The organism is Methylobacterium sp. AMS5, from assembly GCF_001542815.1.
In the GTDB taxonomy this organism is placed as follows: Bacteria; Pseudomonadota; Alphaproteobacteria; order Rhizobiales; family Beijerinckiaceae; genus Methylobacterium.
Genome location: NZ_CP006992.1, coordinates 5,053,653 through 5,070,393, shown reverse-complemented (window position 1 = coordinate 5,070,393; position 16,741 = coordinate 5,053,653). Strand labels below are relative to the sequence as shown.

The following is a 16,741-nucleotide window of genomic DNA, read 5'->3' as shown; positions in this document are numbered from 1 at the left end:
CGTGCAGCGCTCGCGCGGACCCTTGTGAACAGAACCGAGACCCGCCTTGCGACGCGATCCGTCGGGCCTTGGATGAAGCGTGGCGTGATAGGGAAGCCCGGCCTGACATGAAGCGTATTTCCCCCGGTGAGGGCTTCATCGTGCCGCCGCGCCCGACGCGCGTTTCCGCGGCCGAAACGCCCAAAGGCCCGCTCGCCTCCTCCCTCGTCGTGTTCGCGATCATCGTCGCGGGTCTCTTCCTCGCGCGCGAGGTGCTGATCCCCATCGCGATCGCGGTGCTGCTGTCCTTCGTGCTCGGCCCGCTGGTGAACTTCCTGCGCCGGCTGCGGCTGGGGCGGGCCGTCGCGGTGCTGGTCTCGGTGCTGCTCGCCGCCGGGATCATCGCCGCGGTGTCCACCGTCATCGGCGTGCAGGTCGCCGAACTCGCGCAGGACGTGCCGCGCTACCAGCGCACCGTCGAGCGCAAGATCGAGGGGCTGCGGGCCGGCACGCTCGGACAGACGATGGATTACATCGCCAACATCAACCGGGCGATCCACCAGGGCGGCGAGGAGAGCAAGGAGGCGGCGGAGAAGGCCAAACAGCAGGCCGCCCGCGACAATCCCCGCAAGGCCGAGCCGGAGCCGCCGAAACCGGTGCTGGTGCAGGTGGAGGAGCGCCGCCCGGGCCCGCTTGAACTGGCCACCACCGTGCTCGCGCCGGTGGCCCAGCCGCTCGCCACAGCCGGCATCGTCTTCGTCGTCCTCCTGTTCATCCTGATGCAGCGGGAAGACCTGCGCGACCGCCTGATCCGGCTCGCCGGTTCGAGCGACCTCCACCGCACGACCGTGGCGATGGACGACGCGGCCCGGCGGCTCTCGCGCTACTTCCTGGGCCAGCTCGCCCTCAACTCCGCCTTCGGCCTCGTCATCGGCGTCGGGCTCTGGATCATCGGCGTGCCGAGCCCCGTGCTGTGGGGCATCTTCGCGCTCGTCATGCGCTTCGTGCCCTATATCGGCGCCTTCCTCTCGGCGGTCCTGCCGATCGCGCTCGCGGCCGCGGTCGATCCGGGCTGGAGCATGGTGCTGGCGACCTTCCTGCTCTTCGCCCTCGTCGAGCCCATCGTCGGGCAGATCATCGAGCCCCTGGTCTACGGCCACTCGACGGGTGTCTCGCCATTCTCGGTGCTGGTCTCGGCCCTGTTCTGGACCTGGCTGTGGGGACCGGTCGGCCTCCTGCTCTCGACGCCGCTCACCGTCTGCCTCGTCGTGCTCGGGCGCCACGTCGATCGGCTGGAATTCCTCGACGTGCTGTTCAGCAACCGCCCGGCGCTGACGCCGATCGAGAACTTCTACCAGCGCATGCTGGCCGACGACCCGGAGGAGGCGCAGGAACATGCCGACCTGATCCTGCGCGAATGCTCGCTCTCGGCCTATTACGACGACGTCGTGCTGAAGGGTCTCGAACTCGCCTCCCGCGACGCCGCCCGCGGCGTGCTGACGCCGAGCCAGAAGGACGAGATCCGCGCCTCGATCACCGCTCTGGTGGAGGATCTGGAGGATCGCGAGGATGCCGTGCCCGATCCGGCCACCAAATCCGCTCGCCTCTTCGAGAGCGACGGGGAGAGCGCCTGCAAGAACGGGCCGATCGCCGATCCCGACCCCGGCGAGCTGCCCGCCGCGTGGCGGGCCGACGGTGCGGTGCTTCTCGTCTCCGGCCGGGGCTTCCTCGACGGGGCGGCGACCGCCATCGCCGACCAGCTCCTGCGCAAGCGCGGCTTCGGCACCCGGCAGGTGCCCTTTGCCGAGGTCGCCCGGGTACGCATCGCCGAATGGGAGCCGGGTCCGGCTCAAGCGGTCTGCGTAATCTCGCTGGCGCTCTCCGGCGAGCCGACCCATCTGCGCCGCCTCGTCTCGCGGCTGCGCCAGAAGATCGACACCGTGCCGATCGTCGCCGGGCTATGGCGCCTCGACGAGCCGATGCTCGCCGACGACGCGGTGCGGGCCAAGCTCGGCGCGGACGACCACGTCACCTCCCTGCGCGACCTGATCGAGACGATCCTCGCCATCGCCCGTCACGAGGGCGGTCCGGACCGGTCCGAGCGGAGCGATGCGGCCACGCCTCCGCGGCAGGCGCTGCCCGAGCCGGCTTGACGGGACGGCGACGCGACGGCTTGACGGAAGAACTTGCCGACGGCTTCGTCTCAGTCCGTCAATGGGAGGCTGCCCCTCGATGAGCGTCGTCGATCTCGCCCAGTTCATGGAAGACCTCGCCACCCAGTCCGGAGCGGCGATCCTGCCGTTCTTCCGGGCGCATTTCGGCCTGGACGATAAATCCCACGGGACGGGCCACGCCTTCGACCCCGTCACCGAGGCGGACCGGGCGGCGGAAGCGGTGATGCGGCGGATGATCAACGACCGGCTGCCGAGCCACGGCATCCTCGGCGAGGAGTTCGGCTCCGAGCGGGCGGATGCGGAATGCGTCTGGGTGCTCGACCCGATCGACGGCACCCGCGCCTTCATCAGCGGCCTGCCGACCTGGGGTACGCTGATCGGGCTCACCCATCACGGCGCGGCGGTGCGCGGCCTGATGCACCAGCCCTATCTCGGCGAGCGCTTCCTCGGCGACGGCAGGACCGCGAGCGTGCGCTCCGCGAAGGGCGAACGCCCCCTGCATACCCGCCGCAACGAGGCGCTCGGCAACGCCATCCTCGCCACCACCGATCCGCGCCTGTTCGCGGAGGGCGAGGAGGCCGAACGCTTCCGGGCGATCGAGGCGGAGGTGAAGATGTCCCGCTACGGCGCCGACTGCTACGCCTACTGCATGCTGGCCGCGGGCCAGATCGACCTCGTGGTCGAAGCGGGATTGAAGCCCTACGACATCGTCGCGCTGATCCCCATCGTCGAGGGCGCGGGTGGCGTCGTCACCGCTTGGGATGGCGGCCCGGCGACGGAGGGCGGCCGGATCGTCGCGGCGGGCGACCGCCGGCTGCACGAGGCGGCGCTGAAGCGGCTCAACCCGTAGGGTTCCGCCCCGGAGGGGGGATGCCGGACATCGTCCCTCGCGAGAGGAGCCGCCCCGATCGCGGCGGCGAACGGGAGCGGCGCGAACGGGTCTTCGCGCTTGTCCGTGCCCTACGCCTCCATCGCCGGGGAGGCGGGTCCGCCCCGGCGATGGGCGGGGCCGGGCTCAGGCGAAGATCAGATCCTTCACCTGTCCGGCCAGCGCGCTATCCCACGACCAGTTGGACTGGCCGACCAGATCGCTCGTGCGCAGCACATCCAGCGGAACCGCGCCCTGCCCCTCGGCCACGAGCTTGTCGTTCTTGATCAGGCGCATGTAGCCGGCCTCGTCCACGCTGGCCTGCCACTTCGCCATCTCACCCTCGACGATGGAATCCGCCGCCGTGATCCGGTGCTTCGTCGCGCCCGTGAAGATCTCGAAGGCCATGTCGTCACCGTTGCCGACCTGGCCGAGCCAGATGTTGTCGCTGTCCCGCCCGTTGCCGGTATCGAACACGCGCTGAAAGCTGCCGTGGGCGAGATCGTCGAAGCGGACCTCGGCGAACATCTTGAAGGCGCCGTCGATTTCCGGGATGCCCTTGAACGGCGTGATCGTCAGGTCGCTCACCTCGCCGACGAGCGGTTTGTCCGCCGCCCAGTTAGACTTGCCGACGAACTCGTTGATCCGCACGACGTCCTTCGGGACGATGCCCTGTCCCTCGGACAGGAGCACGCCGTCCTTGAACAGGCGCATCCAACCGGTCTCGTTGACGCTGGTCGTCCAGGTCGCTTCCTGGCCTTCGACGATCGCGCCCTTGGCCACGATGTTGGCGGACTTGGTGCCGTTCATGATCATGAACTGCATGTCTTTGGAGGTGCCGATCTGGCCGAGATAGACGTTGTCGGCGCCGGGACCGTTGCCGATGTCGTAGACACGCTGCCACGCGCCGGCATCGAGATCATCGAACCGGACCGTCGCACTGGCGGTGAAGGCGCCGTGGATGTCGGGCAGGTCGTCTTTGAAGGTCAGGTCGTAGATGCTGCCCTTCAGTGCGCTGTCGTGCGCCCAGTTGGATTGGCCCACGAGATCCTTCGCGCGGGGCACGTCGCGCGGCACCGTCCCCTGACCCTCGGCGACGAGCACGCCGTCCTTGTACAGGGACATCCATCCCCGCTCGTTGACGCCGGCGGTCCAGCGCGCCTCGACGCCCTGGGTGATGCCGTCCTTGGCGATGATGCTATGCTTGATCGCGCCATCGAGGATCTCGAAGGCCATGTCCCGTCCGTTGCCGACCTGACCGAGCCAGATGTTGTCGCTGTCCGGACCGTTGCCGGTATCGAAGACGCGCTGAAAATGGCCGCCGGCGAGATCGTCGAACCGCACCCGCGCGGTGACGCTGAACGCGCCGTCGATCTCGGGGATGTCGGGGCGGTAGGCCTCGTCCGCGGCGGCGTTCAGGGCCATCTCGTAGGGCGCCTTGCCGGCCTGTACGGAGCCGAAGCGCTGCTGCAGATGGGCGAGGAGGCCCGACACGCCGAGCACGGTGTCGTCGAAGTTCAGCGTCTCGATCGAGGTCAGCGTGTCGATGCTGCCGGAGGCGAGGTGCTTGACGGCGAGCGAACCGTTCGTGCCGTAGAGCGCGACGTAGTCCTGGCTCCGGCCCGTCAACACGGCCTTGTCGGTGCCTTCGCCCCCATCCAGCGCGTCGCCCCCGTTCCCGCCGATGAGCGTGTCGTTGCCCGCGCCCCCGTCCAGCGCGTCGTTCCCATTTCCGCCCATGAGCGTGTCGTTGCCCGCGCCGCCGAAGAGCTTGTCGTTGCCTCCGCCGCCGTCGATCCAGTCGTCACCGCCATAGGCGAAGAAGGTGTCGGCCCGGTTGCCGAGCCAGACCTTGTCGGCCCGTTCGGTCGAGATCGGCATCCCCTTGTCCTGAAGCATGGCCAGGTCGAGATCCGAGATGTGGGACCGCCTACCCCAGTTGGAAAAGGGGTCCATGAGATCCTCGATTCCCCACACGTGCGACCGGATCGCATCGAGCCTGGCCGGGCCGCCGAGAACCGTCCGCGTGTTCTCTCCATTGAAGAGGAGCACCCCGTTGCCCCCGTCCGTGGCAGCGAAATCGAGGAAGCCCAGCGCGTGGCCGATCTCGTGCTGGAAGAGGGTGAGGGCATCGATCTTGTTGCCGGGAACGGCTGCCACACCTGCCGGGTCGTAGAAGAAATCGCCGAGCCTGTGCTCGCCGAGCGTGACTCTGGCATCCGGCGCGCCGCCGTTCGGGTCATACCCCTCGCGTGCCTTCAGGATGGGGGTATGTTCCCACCATCTCCCGTTCCAGGACCATTCAGGACCGCCGTTGGCGAGGAAATTGCCGCCGCCGACATTGCCGATCCCGAGCGCGATATCGATCGTGCTCTCGACTTGGATGTACTTGGCCCAGGCGTCGGCAGCCGCCTGGGCCGTCGCGAGGATCAGACTGGCCTGCGCCCCCGCCGATCTGATCGAGTAATCATTGGCCCAGGTGACCGAAATTTTCGCCATACTTGCATCCTCCGAGCCATCCGCGCCGCTTCCGGATCGCTTCGCCGTTCAGCCACCGTCTGGCAACTCTAAGTCGGCCCGCGACAGGCCAGCTCTGAGTTTTACCAACAAGAGACCGGATGAATCGCAATCTAGTATGAAGATGCTCCTGATCGATTGACCTATAAATTAGTATTTTAACTTGTTTAATCGCCATTTTTCAGAGCGGACATCATATAGATCACAAATTTATCCAAGACGTAACTGATATAACAGCAACAACATGGAACAGGTTTCGCTTCGACAGGCTGCGATCCCGGGAAACTCCAAGAGCGAAACAGAAAATCCGAAATCAAAACAGCCGTCGGGCATTACTATGGAGTGCAGGGCCGACGCGGTCCGGACATCGAACGCGCCGAGAAGGCGAGCGGCACATTCCGATCGGGAATACTTCAGACCTGCGGATCCGACATGGCCGGATCGCGTCCCGGCGAACCGGATGACGAGGTCCCCAAGCGCCCGCGGCGCGACCGGTGGTCCTGTCGATCGATCCGGGTTCCGCTGGATCGAAGCGCAAACCGATCAACGAGCGCCGCTCGAGGACGTCACGGCTGACGCCAGCGAGGCGCAGGCCAGCCCGAACCCGGCCACACGTGAGCGGTTGCCGGCCTGCACCCGCACGGGTTGCGACCGAGCCGTCGGACGTGGCCGACCGTCAGCGCCGCGAGCGGAGGATGTCCGCGAAGTCCGATCCGCTCAGCCGGCGACGGGGGCGTGAGGAGCGGCTTCGGCGGCGGCCGAATGGACGAGATGGCCGGGGATGAACGCGTCGAAGGCCGCCCAGAAATCGGTGCGGACCGCGTCGCACTCGGTCAGGATCTCGTGGCGGGCGCCGGGCAGCACGATCAGGTGCCCGGTCTTGAGCCGGGCGGCGAAACGCTCGACCGCCGGCGTGCTGCAGACCGGGTCGGCGCCCGCCGCGACGATCAGGCAGGGTGTGCGGATCCTCCGGATCAGGGCCGGATCCTCCAGCCGGCGCATCGCCCGGAAGGCGGAGGCGAGCCAGGCGATGGTCGGATCGCCCACCGCGCCGGCCCCGACCGCGCGGGCGGCCTCGGCGTTGCGGGCGTAGCGCACCGGATCGGTCGAGAGGCGGTTGCCGGCGAACGGCTTCGTGGCGATCGAGACGGCCTTGCCGAAGGGGATGTAACAGCGCCCGAGCCCGAGCCGATGCAGGCCCCGCGCCAGCAGCGAGGCGCCCGCCGGCCAGCGCACCATGCGGATCGACAGCATCGGGGCGACGGTGACGAGCCGCCGGAACGGCAGCCGGCCCTCCGCCGCGCGTATCAGCGCCACCGCCCCGCCCATGGAATGGGCGAGCCCGAAATGCGGCTCGGGCATCATCGGCACGAGCACGGTCTCGGTGATCGCCTGCAGATCGAGGGGGTAATCATCGAAGTGACGGACATGGCCCTTGTGGGCGTCGCGGACCTGACGGCCGGAATCGCCCTGGCCGCGCCAGTCGAAGGCGACCACGCAGAAGCCGCGGGCGCGCAAGTCGCTGATCGTCTCGAAATATTTCTCGATGAACTCGGCCCGGCCCTGAAGCAGGCAGACCGTGCCCTTCACGCCCCGCGTCGTCGGCTGCCACGTCGCGGCCCGCAAGGGGACGCCGTCGGCGGTCTCGACCGGCACGAGGCGGGCGCCGGGCGGCACCGGATTGCCGGGGGTGGGACGGAGGGTCAGCACGGCTGGCTCACCCCGGAAAAATTTTTGCTCAAGCTCACGCGAAATCCCCGCAAACAGACCCTTGCACGGTTTTTGGGGCCTACCAATATCATCGATGCGCCGGCCGAGACGGCGGCGCGACGGTCCGGCCTACGGGCGGACCCGAATACATCGATCATGTTGCTTCTTCTGGAGGATATGTGATGCGTCAGTTCGATCTTGCTCCCCTGTACCGTTCCACCGTCGGTTTCGACCGCCTGTTCTCGGCCCTCGACGGTTTCGTGAGCACCGAGGCGGCTCCGACCTACCCGCCCTACAACATCGAGCGCACCGGTGAGAACGTCTATCGCGTCACCGTCGCGGTCGCCGGCTTCACCGAAGCCGACCTGTCGATCGAGGTGAAGGAGAACGCCCTCACCATCAAGGGCGAGCGCAAACCCGCCGAGGGCAAGTCCGCCGAAGTGCTCTACCAGGGCATCGCCGCCCGCGCCTTCGAGCGCCGCTTCCAGCTCGCCGACCACGTTCAGGTAACCGGCGCGGCGCTGGAGAACGGCCTCCTCCATGTCGATCTCGTCCGCGAGGTCCCGGAGGCGAAGAAGCCGCGCCGCATCGAGATCGCCAGCCGGCCGTCGAGCCAGCCGGTGATCGAGGGCTCGGTCCAGCAGGCCGCGTGACCGCTCAGCCGCGAGGCTGACCCCGCAGGGGAGCGCCCCGGCCGTCGAGGCCGGGGCGTTTTCGTGCCGAGGGATCAGAAATCCCCGAACCGATCGCCGGGACCGGGCTCGTAGCAGGTGTACCCGACAAAGCAGCCCGGATTGTCGCGGGTCGGGACGAAGGCGCGCCGGCCGATCTCGGTGGCCTCGCAAAACGAACGGTCGCGCACGAAGCGGTCGAAGGTCGGCCCGCCGGTGCCGAGCACCGCCGCACCCTGCCGCGTGACCACGGCGCGGGCCTGGGCGCAGGTGAGCGTCGTGGTGGAGGGGCGCTGCGCCAGGGCAGGCCCGATGCCGGCGCGCAGGGCCAAGCAGATTGAGGCCGAGCAAACCAGGGCGCATCGCATGAAGGGGGTCCGGCGAGAGGACATCCGATTCCTCAACCATGCCCGTCACGGATGGATCCCGTCGAGCTCCGGCAGCAGCACCACGCTTTCCTGCTCGTTCGGATCGGTGCGGGCGATGAGCGCCGTGCACGGCTCGGTCGGGCTCGGATTGTAGGGCAGGTGCGGCATGCCGGCCGGAATGTAGAAGTATTCGCCGGGCCGCAGCTCGGTGTGGTGCTCCAGCCGCTCGCCCCACCACGTGCAGGAGGTGCCGGCCAGCGCGTAGATCGCGGTCTCGTGGCCCTCATGCTTGTGCGCCTTGGCCCGCGCTCCCGGCGGGATCGTCACCATCTGTAGGTGAAGGCCCGTTGCACCCGCCGATTCCGCCGAGATGCCGGGCGCGTAGGAAAGTCCCTGCTTGCCGATGAAGGCCTCGCCGGGCCGCACCACCCGGCAGAGCGCCGCGCCCGTGCCGGTCATGGCGCTACATGTCCCCGAACGCGAACTGCCCCTGAGGGGCGGCGGGCCGCTTCGCCGCGCGCGGCGTCTCCTTGCGAACCGAGAGCTTCGGACGTGGTTTGGGGTCGGCACGCATCCGCGCCTTCGCCTTGTCGCGCGCCACCGCCTCGGGGGCGTGCGGGTCGTCGTCGAGCCACTTGCCGCGCTTGATCACCTCGTTGACCCGGCCCTGGTTGACCCCGACCTTGAAGGCGATCTCCTGCTGCGTCATGCCGGTGGAGGCGTGCAGTTCGAGGATCGCGCGGGCAAGATCGGGCGTCATCTTCTGGCCGGTGATGCGCCGGGCCGGGCGGATGGTGCGGGTCTGGCGGTCACGCTCGCGCAGGCGCTCCAGCAGGGCGAGCGCCATATGCATGCCGTGCTCGCGCAGAGCCTCCTCGAATTCCTTCAGCGTCGCCATGGCGGGCTCCTCGTCCGGGAACGGACGTTCAGCGGGAAGAACGCTCCGCCCATGCCTCAGGTTGCGGATTCAGGAGACGCGCGCACGAGCAGCGGGGCAAGCGGATGGACGCTCTCGTCCACCGCAAAACGCTCAGGCGCGGCCGACCCGATGCCGCAGCGGGCCGGCATGTTGGCAGAGCGTGAGCCGGTCGGTTACACCGCGCACCATCCAATCGTGCGGGAAATGCCAGCCATGATCAGCCCCGTTCACCCCGTCTCCCGCGCCGAGGCGGTGCCGGGCGCGCCCGGTCTCGTCGAGGCGCTGGAAAGCGGCTCGGTCCTCGTCTTCCGCGATCTCGACTTCCCCTTCGACGCCTTCGAGCAGCGTTTCGTCGAGCGCCCCTTCGCCGACGGCAAGGCCAAGAACGTCGCGATCCGCAACGAGACCGCCGAACTGAGGGGCGGGGCCGGCAGCGCGGAGGAGCAGGCGCGCCTGCGCGACCTCCTGGTGCGCTACCGCCGCTTCGCGGAAAATCTGATCGACAGCTACCTGCCGGCCTACCGCGGCAAGGTCTCGCTCGCGGGCACATCCTACCGGCCGTTCGATGTCGATAAGCGCAAGCTGAGCTGGCGGCGCGACGACACGCGCATGCATGTCGATGCCTTCCCCTCCAACCCGATCGGCGAAAAGCGCATCCTGCGCATCTTCCGCAACATCAACGCCGAGGGGCAGCCGCGGCTGTGGCGGGTCGGCGAGGATTTCGGCTCGATGGCCGAAAAATTCCTGCCGAAGCTTCCGGGCTATTCCGGCCTCTCGGCGAGCGTGTTGGCCGCGCTCAAGATCACCAAGGCCAAGCGCTCGGAATACGACCACCTGATGCTGCACCTGCACGACGCCCTGAAGCGCGACCTGGACTATCAGGCGAACGCGCCCCAGGCGGATGTGCGCTTCCAGCCGGGCGAGTCCTGGGTGACCTTCTCCGATCTCGTGATGCACGGCGCCATGGGGGGACGCTACATGCTGGAGCAGACCGCCTACATCGCGGTCGCCGACCAGGCCGACCCGGAGAAGAGCCCGCAGCGGATTCTGGCGCGAAAGCTCGGGCGCGCGCTGAAGCATTGAGGGGTCAGGCCGGCTCCTGCGACCCCTCCGTCAGCTCCCGCCACAGCAGGATCAGGGCGGCCATGACCGCCGGGCCGACGAACAGCCCGAGCAGCCCGAAGGTCTCGACGCCGCCGAGGATGCCGAGCAGCACCCACAGGAAGGGCAGGCGGGTGGTGCCGCCGATCAGCACCGGGCGCACGAAATGGTCGGCGACGAAGGTGACGACGAAACCCGCCGCCACCACGATCGCGGCGGGGACGACCGCCCCGCCCGCTAGCAGCAGCACGGCGGCGAGGCCGAAGGCCAGCGGCGCGCCGAATGGGATCATCGCGGCGACCGCGGTGAGCGCTCCGAACAGCACCGGGTGCGGCACGCCGGCAAAGGCGTAGACGATCCCGAGCAGGAAGCCCTCGCCGATCCCGACGAGGACGAGCCCATCCACCGTGCCGTGGACGGAGGCCACCATCTGGCGCGCCACCCGCTCGCCGCGCGGACCGAACAGGCGATGGCTCGCCCGGAGCGTCTGGGCGATCACCGTATCGCCCTCGCGGAACAGGAAGAACAGCGCCAACAGGCAGAAGCCGAACAGCACCACCCGGTGCACCAAACCCGCCCCGAGGCTGCGGGTGAGATCGCGGTTCGAGGTCGTGTTCAGCCGCTCGCTCAGTTCATGCGCCAGCCCGGCATGGGCGAGGTGGGCGTTCCACCACTCGGTGACGGCGGCAGCCCCATAGGGCAGGCGGGCGATGAAATCCGGCACCGGAATGCCGTTGCGTTCGGCCTCGCGGGCATAGGCCAGGAGATCGTGCGCCTCGCGGCCCGCCTCGACCGCCAGCACGGCGATGGGCAGCAGCAGAACCAGTGCCACGAGGCCGGTGAAGACGGCCGGCCACAGGATGTTGTGCCGCCCCGGCGGGAAGCGGCGTCGCGCACGGACGAAGAGCGGCCAGAGGGCGATGGCGAGCACCACCGCCCAGACGAGCGCCCTCAGGAAGCCGGACAGGATGTAGACGCCGAGCGCCAGCAGCCCCGCGACGAGGAGGGCGCGCAGCACCCACTGGCTGCGGGCGACCTCAGGTTCCGTCCGATCCGTGCCAGCCATCGCCGCCTTACTCCGTTTCGCCGCTGTGTCGGCGCGAGCGACCTATGGCGGGCACAGCGGCAATCCAGAGGCGGCTTCAGGCCGCGGCGCGGTCGCGCCCCTGGGCCTTGGCGCGATAAAGGGGCGGTCGGCCCGCTCGACGGCGGCGGAAACATCCGTCTCGCCCGGCTCGACCTCGACCGCGGCGATGCCGAGGCTGATGCTCCAGGCCGGGAGGTCGTTCACACGGGCGACCGCGTGGCGGATTTCGTCGGCGAGCCAGCGCGCCTCGGCCGGGCTTCGTTCGGACACGAGCAGCACGAACTCGTCGCCGCCGGGCCGGACGAGGCAGGCGTCCGGGCCCAGGTTCACGATGCCAGGCGGCTTCTTTTCTCCGCTCACCGAGACTGGTTTCCTCGTCTTGTCCAACGCGCACGCAAGCCGGGAAAGCGCCCGGCGGGAATTGGAACGAACTGCGAACAAAGGCTTGACCTGTTCGCCGCCCGGACGCACTGTTCATGGAACGTTCCGGACTGATTCGCTGCCTCGGCGCAGCGCGCAAGGCAGGAGGCTTCCATGATCGAGATCGGCTTCGACGACGACGGGCTCGACCGGCCGGCGCCTGCGACGCGGCAACCGTCCCCGGACCGCGACTGGCGCATCCTCGAGGAAGGCCTCGAACACCCGGCAAGCGGCTATTTCATCGCCCGTGAGGAGATCGCCAGCCGGCGCGGCGACGGGCTGTGGACCTGGCCGATGCAGCTCGCCGAAAAGGCGTGGTGTGCGCCGCTGGGCTTCCGGCGGGTCTTCCTGGCCGCCCTCGATCGCTACGGTGTGGCGGCTGATGCGGATCTCGCCCGCTCCTTCGCCCTCGGCTTCGGGATTCAGGATGCGGGGCAGCGGCACAACGATCGCTTCGTGGCGCTCGGCGAACTGGTGCGCCCGCGCACGGCGGAGCGCAAGCGGACGCTGCCGGCGGAGGGCCGCCGCACCGGTCGCGAGCGTCCGCGGCAGGGTGCGGACACTCGTGCGCCAGCACTCGACCTCAGCCGCTCAGCCGGCTGAGAAGCAGCGCGGGAGGCTGGCCGGCCGCGACGCCCGAGGTTGCCCGTGCTCCATCGCTTCGTGTAAGGGGTCGCGATCTTTTCATAGACGCCATCGGGAACCGGCGGCGAAGCGGGGCCGCAGACCGGCTCGGGCGCCATGGGGGCGTGCCGCGCGAAGGGTTGGCGACGCCGGATATGAAGAATCAAGAAAGCGGCCAGCCCTAATGTCGAACGAGACCGCCACCTTCGACCGCGTCGCGGACATCATTGCCGAGACGGCGGATATCCCGCGTGACAAGATCACGCCCGAGAGCCACGCCATCGACGATCTCGGCATCGATTCGCTCGCCTTCCTCGACATCGCCTTCGCGGTCGACAAGGCCTTCGGCATCAAGCTGCCGCTGGAGCGCTGGACCCAGGAAGTCAACGAGGGCAAGGTTCCGGCCGAGCAGTATTTCGTGCTGAAGAACCTCTGCGCGCGCATCGACGCTCTGGTCGCCGAGAAGGCCGCCAAGGCCTGATCCGTCGGGCTTCAGGGATTAACGCGCGATGCGGCTCGAATATTTCGAGATGATCGACTCTGTGGTGCGGCTCGACCGCGCCGCCGGCCGCATCGAGGCGCGGGCGCTCGTGCCCGAGGCGAGCCCGGTCTTCGAGGGACATTTCCCCGGGCACCCGCTGGTGCCGGGCGTCCTGCTCACCGAGACCATGGCGCAGGCCTCCGGCTACCTCGTGCTGGCCCATCTCGACTTCGCGCAGATGCCGTTCCTCATGGCCGTGGACAAGGCGCGCTTCCGCTCTTTCGTCGGTCCGGGGGCGGCCCTCGAGATCACGGCGAGCCTGGAGCACGATGGCTCCGGCTACGCGGTGACGAAGGCCGCGATCCGCCACGAGGGCAAGGCGCTCTGCGACGCGGAACTGCGGTTCCGCACCATGCCGTTCCCGGCCGGTCTCGATGCGCCGATGCGCGAGCGCGCCCGGAAGATCGGCCTTCTGGATGGAGCGCAGCCGTGAGCCGTCCGCAGGCCCGCGACGTCGTCGTCACCGGGATCGGCCTCGTCTCCTGTGCCGGCGAGGGGATCGAGACGCACCTGACCGCCTTCGCCTCGAATGCGCTGCCGCGCACGGATGCGGAGACGTTCGCGCCCTATCCGGTGCACCCGGCGGCGCCGGTAAGCCTCGACGCGCAGATCCCGAAGAAGTCGGATCAGCGGCAGATGGAGGCGTGGCAGCGGCTCGGCGTCTACGCCGCCGGCCTCGCGCTCGATTCGGCCGGCGTGAAGGAGAACGCCGGCTTCAAGTCGGCGCTGTCGCTCGTGGTGGCGGCGGGCGGCGGCGAACGCGACTACGCGGTCGATGGGGCGATCCTGACCGGCCTGCGCGGCACCAACGATCCCGGCGCCTTCCTCAACGAGCGGCTCCTCAACGACCTGCGGCCGACCCTGTTCCTGGCGCAGCTCTCGAACCTGCTCGCGGGCAACATCAGTATCGTCCACGGCGTCACCGGTGCCTCGCGCACCTTCATGGGCGAGGAGTCGAGCGGCGTCGATGCCCTGCGCATTGGCCATGCCCGGATCGCCTCGGGTCAGGTCGAGACCATGATGGTGGGCGGCTCCTACAACGCCGAGCGGCCCGACGTGATGGTCGTCCACGAGATGGGCGGCTACCTCCTCAAGGACAGCTACCGGCCGGTCTTCGAGCGGGGGGCCGAGGGCACGGGCGGCTTCGTGCTCGGCAGTGCCGCCGCCTTCCTCGTGTTGGAAGCGGCCGAGCACGCCGCCGCCCGCGGCGCCAGGGCCCTGGCCCGGCTCATGCCGGTGGCCAACGACCGGGTGGCCCGCGCGCCGGGCAGCGTGTCGGCGAGTCTGACCCGTCTCATCGGCGAGGCCGGGATCGAGCGGCCGGACGTGGTGCTCTCGGGCGCCACCGGCCTGGCCGACCTCGCGGCCGAGGAGATCGCCGGCCTCCACACGGCGCTGCCGGGCGCGCGCATCCGCGCCACGGGCGATATGATCGGTCATCCGATGGAGGTCGCGGCCCCGTTCGGGACGGCTCTGGCCGCAGCACTCTGCGCGGCAGGATCGGCCGCGGAGGTCGCGGTCACCTCGGTCGGCCACCGCCGCGGCGAGGGTGTGATCCGCGTCGTGAAGATCTAGAGCATCATCCCGAAAGGTGGTTGCCGGCTTTCGGGACGATCGCGATGCGAGAACGAGTGTCCGCCGCTTCGGAGACCGCCGCCGCGGCGGTCCGGATGCGTGCCGGCCGAAACCATGGTCTGAGGCCCCGATGCCAGAACCGCGCTCCTCATCCACCCACGATGCCCTGGGACGCCCGCTCGTCGCGGTGACGGGCCTCGGCATCGTCACCTCGCTCGGCCGCGGCGCCACCGAGAACTGGGATGCGCTGACGACCGGGCGCTCCGGCATCCGCGCCATCAGCCGCTTCTCCACCGAGGGCCTGCGCACCCGCATCGCCGGCACCGTCGATTTCCTCGACACCGACCCGCTGGTGGCCCCCCTCCTGTCCGAGCGCTTCGCCATGGTGGCGGCCGAGGAGGCGGTGACGCAATCCGGCATCGGCGCGGGCTTTCCGGGCGGGCTGTTCGTGGCGGTGCCGCCGGTCGAGATGGAATGGCCGCAGCGGCAGGCCCTGGCGGAGGCCGCGGGCGAGCCCGACGAGGTGACCTATGCGGGGCTTCAGCGCGCCGCCGCCTCCCGCCGCTTCGATGCCTGGCACGACCTGTTCATCTTCGGCACGGTGGCCGACCGGCTCGCCGACCGCTTCGGCACGCGCGGTTCGCCGATCTCGCTCTCGACCGCCTGCTCGTCGGGCGCCACCGCGATCCAGCTCGGCGTCGAGGCGATCCGCCGGGGCGAGATGGACGCCGCGCTCTGCATCGGCACCGATGGCTCGGTGAATCCGGAATCGCTGATCCGCTTCTCGCTGCTCTCGGCGCTCTCCACGCAGAACGATCCGCCGGAGGGCGCCTCGAAGCCGTTCTCGAAGAACCGCGACGGCTTCGTCATGGGCGAGGGCGCCGCCGCCCTGGTGCTGGAGAGTGCCGAGTCGGCACGCGCGCGCGGCGCAAACATCCTCGGCTATGTGCTCGGCTGCGGCGAGAAGGGCGACGGCTTCCACCGGACCCGCTCCAGCCCCGACGGGGCGCCGGTCATCGCGGCGATGCGCGCGGCCCTCGAGGATGCCGGCGTCACGCCCGAGGCCATCGATCACGTCAACGCCCACGGCACCTCGACGCCGGAGAACGACAAGATGGAGGCGCTCGGCTGCTCGGCGGTGTTCGGCGAGCGGGTGGAGCGTCTGCCGATCTCCTCCAACAAGTCGATGATCGGCCATACGCTGACCGCGGCCGGCGCGATCGAGGCGGTGGTCTCGCTGCTGACGATCCAGAATGGGCGCATCCCGCCGACCATCAACTACGCGGTGCCCGATCCAGCGCTGCTCCTCGACGTGGTGGGAAGCGCCCGCGACACCCGCGTCTCGCGGATCCTCTCGAATTCCTTCGGCTTCGGCGGGCAGAACACCTGCCTGGTTCTGGGAGACGAGCCGGCATGAGCGACGAAAGAAAATCCGTCCTCGTCGTCGGCGGTGCCTCCGGGCTCGGTGCGGCGACCGTCCGCGCCCTGGCGGCGGCCGGCCACGCCGTCACCTTCACCTACCGCTCTTCGCCGGAGCGGGCGCAGGCGCTCGCCGACGAGCTCGTGCCGATGCATGGCGAAGGCAGCCTCACCGCCCGCGCCCTCGACCTGTCGGACCGCGACGCGGTGGAGGCGTTCTGCGAATGGGCCGAGGGCGAGGGCTTCTACGGCTACGTCCACAATGCCGGCCAGTCGGCGGATGCGCTGGCGGCCATGCTCGACCGCGAGCGGGCCGAGGCAGCGATGCAGGTGAACTTCTGGTCGATGACCCGGATCGCCAAGGCGCTGGTGCGTGGGATGATCCGGGCGCGCGCCGGCCGCATCGTCGCCATCGGTTCGGTGGCCGCGCTCCAGGCCAATGCCGGCAATGCCGCTTACGCGGCGACCAAGGGCGCCCTGATCGCCTATTGCCGCACGCTGGCGATCGAGTCGGCCAAGCGCGGCGTCACCGTCAACGTCATCGCTCCCGGCTTCATCGACACCGAGATGCTGGCGGCCTATGCCAGCCACCGCGAGGGGATCGAGCGCCAGATCCCGCTCGGACGTTTCGCCAAGCCGGAAGAGGTCGCGGCGATGGCCGCGTTCCTGATCGGAGAGGGCGGGGCCTACATCACCGGTGCGGTGCTACCCGTCGATGGCGGTTTGACCGCGATGATGGGCATCCACCGCACCTGAAGCCTGCCGGCG

General features: G+C 69.3%; 17 protein-coding genes. 10 read left to right on the top strand and 7 right to left on the bottom strand.

Going from position 1 to position 16,741, the window contains the following annotated elements; translation table 11 throughout:
- Positions 1-107 precede the first annotated feature (107 nt).
- Positions 108-2,132, top strand: coding sequence for an AI-2E family transporter (locus Y590_RS22590; protein ID WP_060771823.1), 2,025 nt, complete (start codon positions 108-110; stop codon positions 2,130-2,132).
- 79 nt (positions 2,133-2,211) lie between these two features.
- A complete protein-coding gene (hisN, locus tag Y590_RS22585) occupies positions 2,212-3,003 on the top strand; it encodes a histidinol-phosphatase (protein ID WP_060771822.1) in 792 nt (263 codons plus the stop codon).
- Positions 3,004-3,168: 165 nt separating this feature from the next.
- Here hisN and Y590_RS22580 read toward each other — a convergent pair whose 3' ends face one another.
- Both Y590_RS22580 and Y590_RS22575 read right to left on the bottom strand, forming a co-directional pair.
- The gene (locus tag Y590_RS22580) at positions 3,169-5,520 is read right to left on the bottom strand and encodes a hemolysin (protein ID WP_060771821.1); all 2,352 of its coding nucleotides are present in this window, start codon (positions 5,518-5,520) and stop codon (positions 3,169-3,171) included.
- A 735-nt stretch (positions 5,521-6,255) separates the two neighbouring features.
- On the bottom strand, positions 6,256-7,248 hold the full coding sequence (locus tag Y590_RS22575) for an alpha/beta fold hydrolase (protein WP_060771820.1): 993 nt from the start codon (positions 7,246-7,248) through the stop codon (positions 6,256-6,258).
- Positions 7,249-7,430: 182 nt separating this feature from the next.
- On the opposite strand from Y590_RS22575, the gene Y590_RS22570 reads away from it, so the two are divergent.
- A complete protein-coding gene (locus Y590_RS22570; protein ID WP_060771819.1) occupies positions 7,431-7,901 on the top strand; it encodes an Hsp20 family protein in 471 nt (156 codons plus the stop codon).
- 74 nt (positions 7,902-7,975) lie between these two features.
- Here Y590_RS22570 and Y590_RS22565 read toward each other — a convergent pair whose 3' ends face one another.
- From Y590_RS22565 to Y590_RS22555, 3 genes are read right to left on the bottom strand one after another with little or no spacing between them, the layout of a single operon-like run.
- Positions 7,976-8,287, bottom strand: a complete 312-nt coding sequence (locus Y590_RS22565; protein WP_060771818.1) for a hypothetical protein — start codon at positions 8,285-8,287, stop codon at positions 7,976-7,978.
- Positions 8,288-8,332: 45 nt separating this feature from the next.
- Complete coding sequence (locus Y590_RS22560) at positions 8,333-8,746, bottom strand: cupin domain-containing protein (protein WP_060771817.1); 414 nt, start codon at positions 8,744-8,746, stop codon at positions 8,333-8,335.
- Between the two features lie 4 nt (positions 8,747-8,750).
- Positions 8,751-9,185, bottom strand: coding sequence for a hypothetical protein (locus Y590_RS22555; RefSeq protein WP_060771816.1), 435 nt, complete (start codon positions 9,183-9,185; stop codon positions 8,751-8,753).
- Positions 9,186-9,419: 234 nt separating this feature from the next.
- Between Y590_RS22555 and kdoO the strand changes: the two genes are divergently transcribed.
- Entirely contained in the window at positions 9,420-10,289 is an 870-nt protein-coding gene (gene kdoO / locus Y590_RS22550; protein WP_060771815.1) for a Kdo hydroxylase KdoO, read from the top strand.
- 4 nt (positions 10,290-10,293) lie between these two features.
- Here kdoO and Y590_RS22545 read toward each other — a convergent pair whose 3' ends face one another.
- Positions 10,294-11,373 carry an AI-2E family transporter gene (locus Y590_RS22545; RefSeq protein ID WP_060771814.1) on the bottom strand — a complete coding sequence of 360 codons (1,080 nt, stop codon included), beginning with the start codon at positions 11,371-11,373 and terminating at the stop codon, positions 10,294-10,296.
- A gap of 42 nt (positions 11,374-11,415) precedes the next feature.
- The gene (locus Y590_RS22540) at positions 11,416-11,724 is read right to left on the bottom strand and encodes a diguanylate cyclase domain-containing protein (RefSeq protein ID WP_286161806.1); all 309 of its coding nucleotides are present in this window, start codon (positions 11,722-11,724) and stop codon (positions 11,416-11,418) included.
- A 204-nt stretch (positions 11,725-11,928) separates the two neighbouring features.
- Between Y590_RS22540 and Y590_RS22535 the strand changes: the two genes are divergently transcribed.
- The 6 genes from Y590_RS22535 to Y590_RS22510 all read left to right on the top strand — a co-directional run bounded on the left by Y590_RS22535 (position 11,929) and on the right by Y590_RS22510 (position 16,729).
- Positions 11,929-12,417 (top strand): hypothetical protein, encoded by a 489-nt coding sequence (locus Y590_RS22535; protein WP_060771812.1) that lies wholly within the window; start codon positions 11,929-11,931, stop codon positions 12,415-12,417.
- A gap of 205 nt (positions 12,418-12,622) precedes the next feature.
- A complete protein-coding gene (locus tag Y590_RS22530) occupies positions 12,623-12,919 on the top strand; it encodes an acyl carrier protein (protein WP_003601886.1) in 297 nt (98 codons plus the stop codon).
- Between the two features lie 28 nt (positions 12,920-12,947).
- A complete protein-coding gene (locus tag Y590_RS22525) occupies positions 12,948-13,412 on the top strand; it encodes a 3-hydroxyacyl-ACP dehydratase FabZ family protein (protein ID WP_060771811.1) in 465 nt (154 codons plus the stop codon).
- The gene (locus tag Y590_RS22520; protein ID WP_060771810.1) at positions 13,409-14,554 is read left to right on the top strand and encodes a beta-ketoacyl-ACP synthase; all 1,146 of its coding nucleotides are present in this window, start codon (positions 13,409-13,411) and stop codon (positions 14,552-14,554) included. The genes Y590_RS22525 and Y590_RS22520 overlap by 4 nt, the downstream gene beginning before the upstream one ends.
- A 130-nt stretch (positions 14,555-14,684) precedes the next feature.
- The gene (locus tag Y590_RS22515) at positions 14,685-15,971 is read left to right on the top strand and encodes a beta-ketoacyl-ACP synthase (protein WP_060771809.1); all 1,287 of its coding nucleotides are present in this window, start codon (positions 14,685-14,687) and stop codon (positions 15,969-15,971) included.
- On the top strand, positions 15,968-16,729 hold the full coding sequence (locus tag Y590_RS22510; RefSeq protein ID WP_060771808.1) for an SDR family NAD(P)-dependent oxidoreductase: 762 nt from the start codon (positions 15,968-15,970) through the stop codon (positions 16,727-16,729). The genes Y590_RS22515 and Y590_RS22510 overlap by 4 nt, the downstream gene beginning before the upstream one ends.
- Positions 16,730-16,741 lie beyond the last annotated feature (12 nt).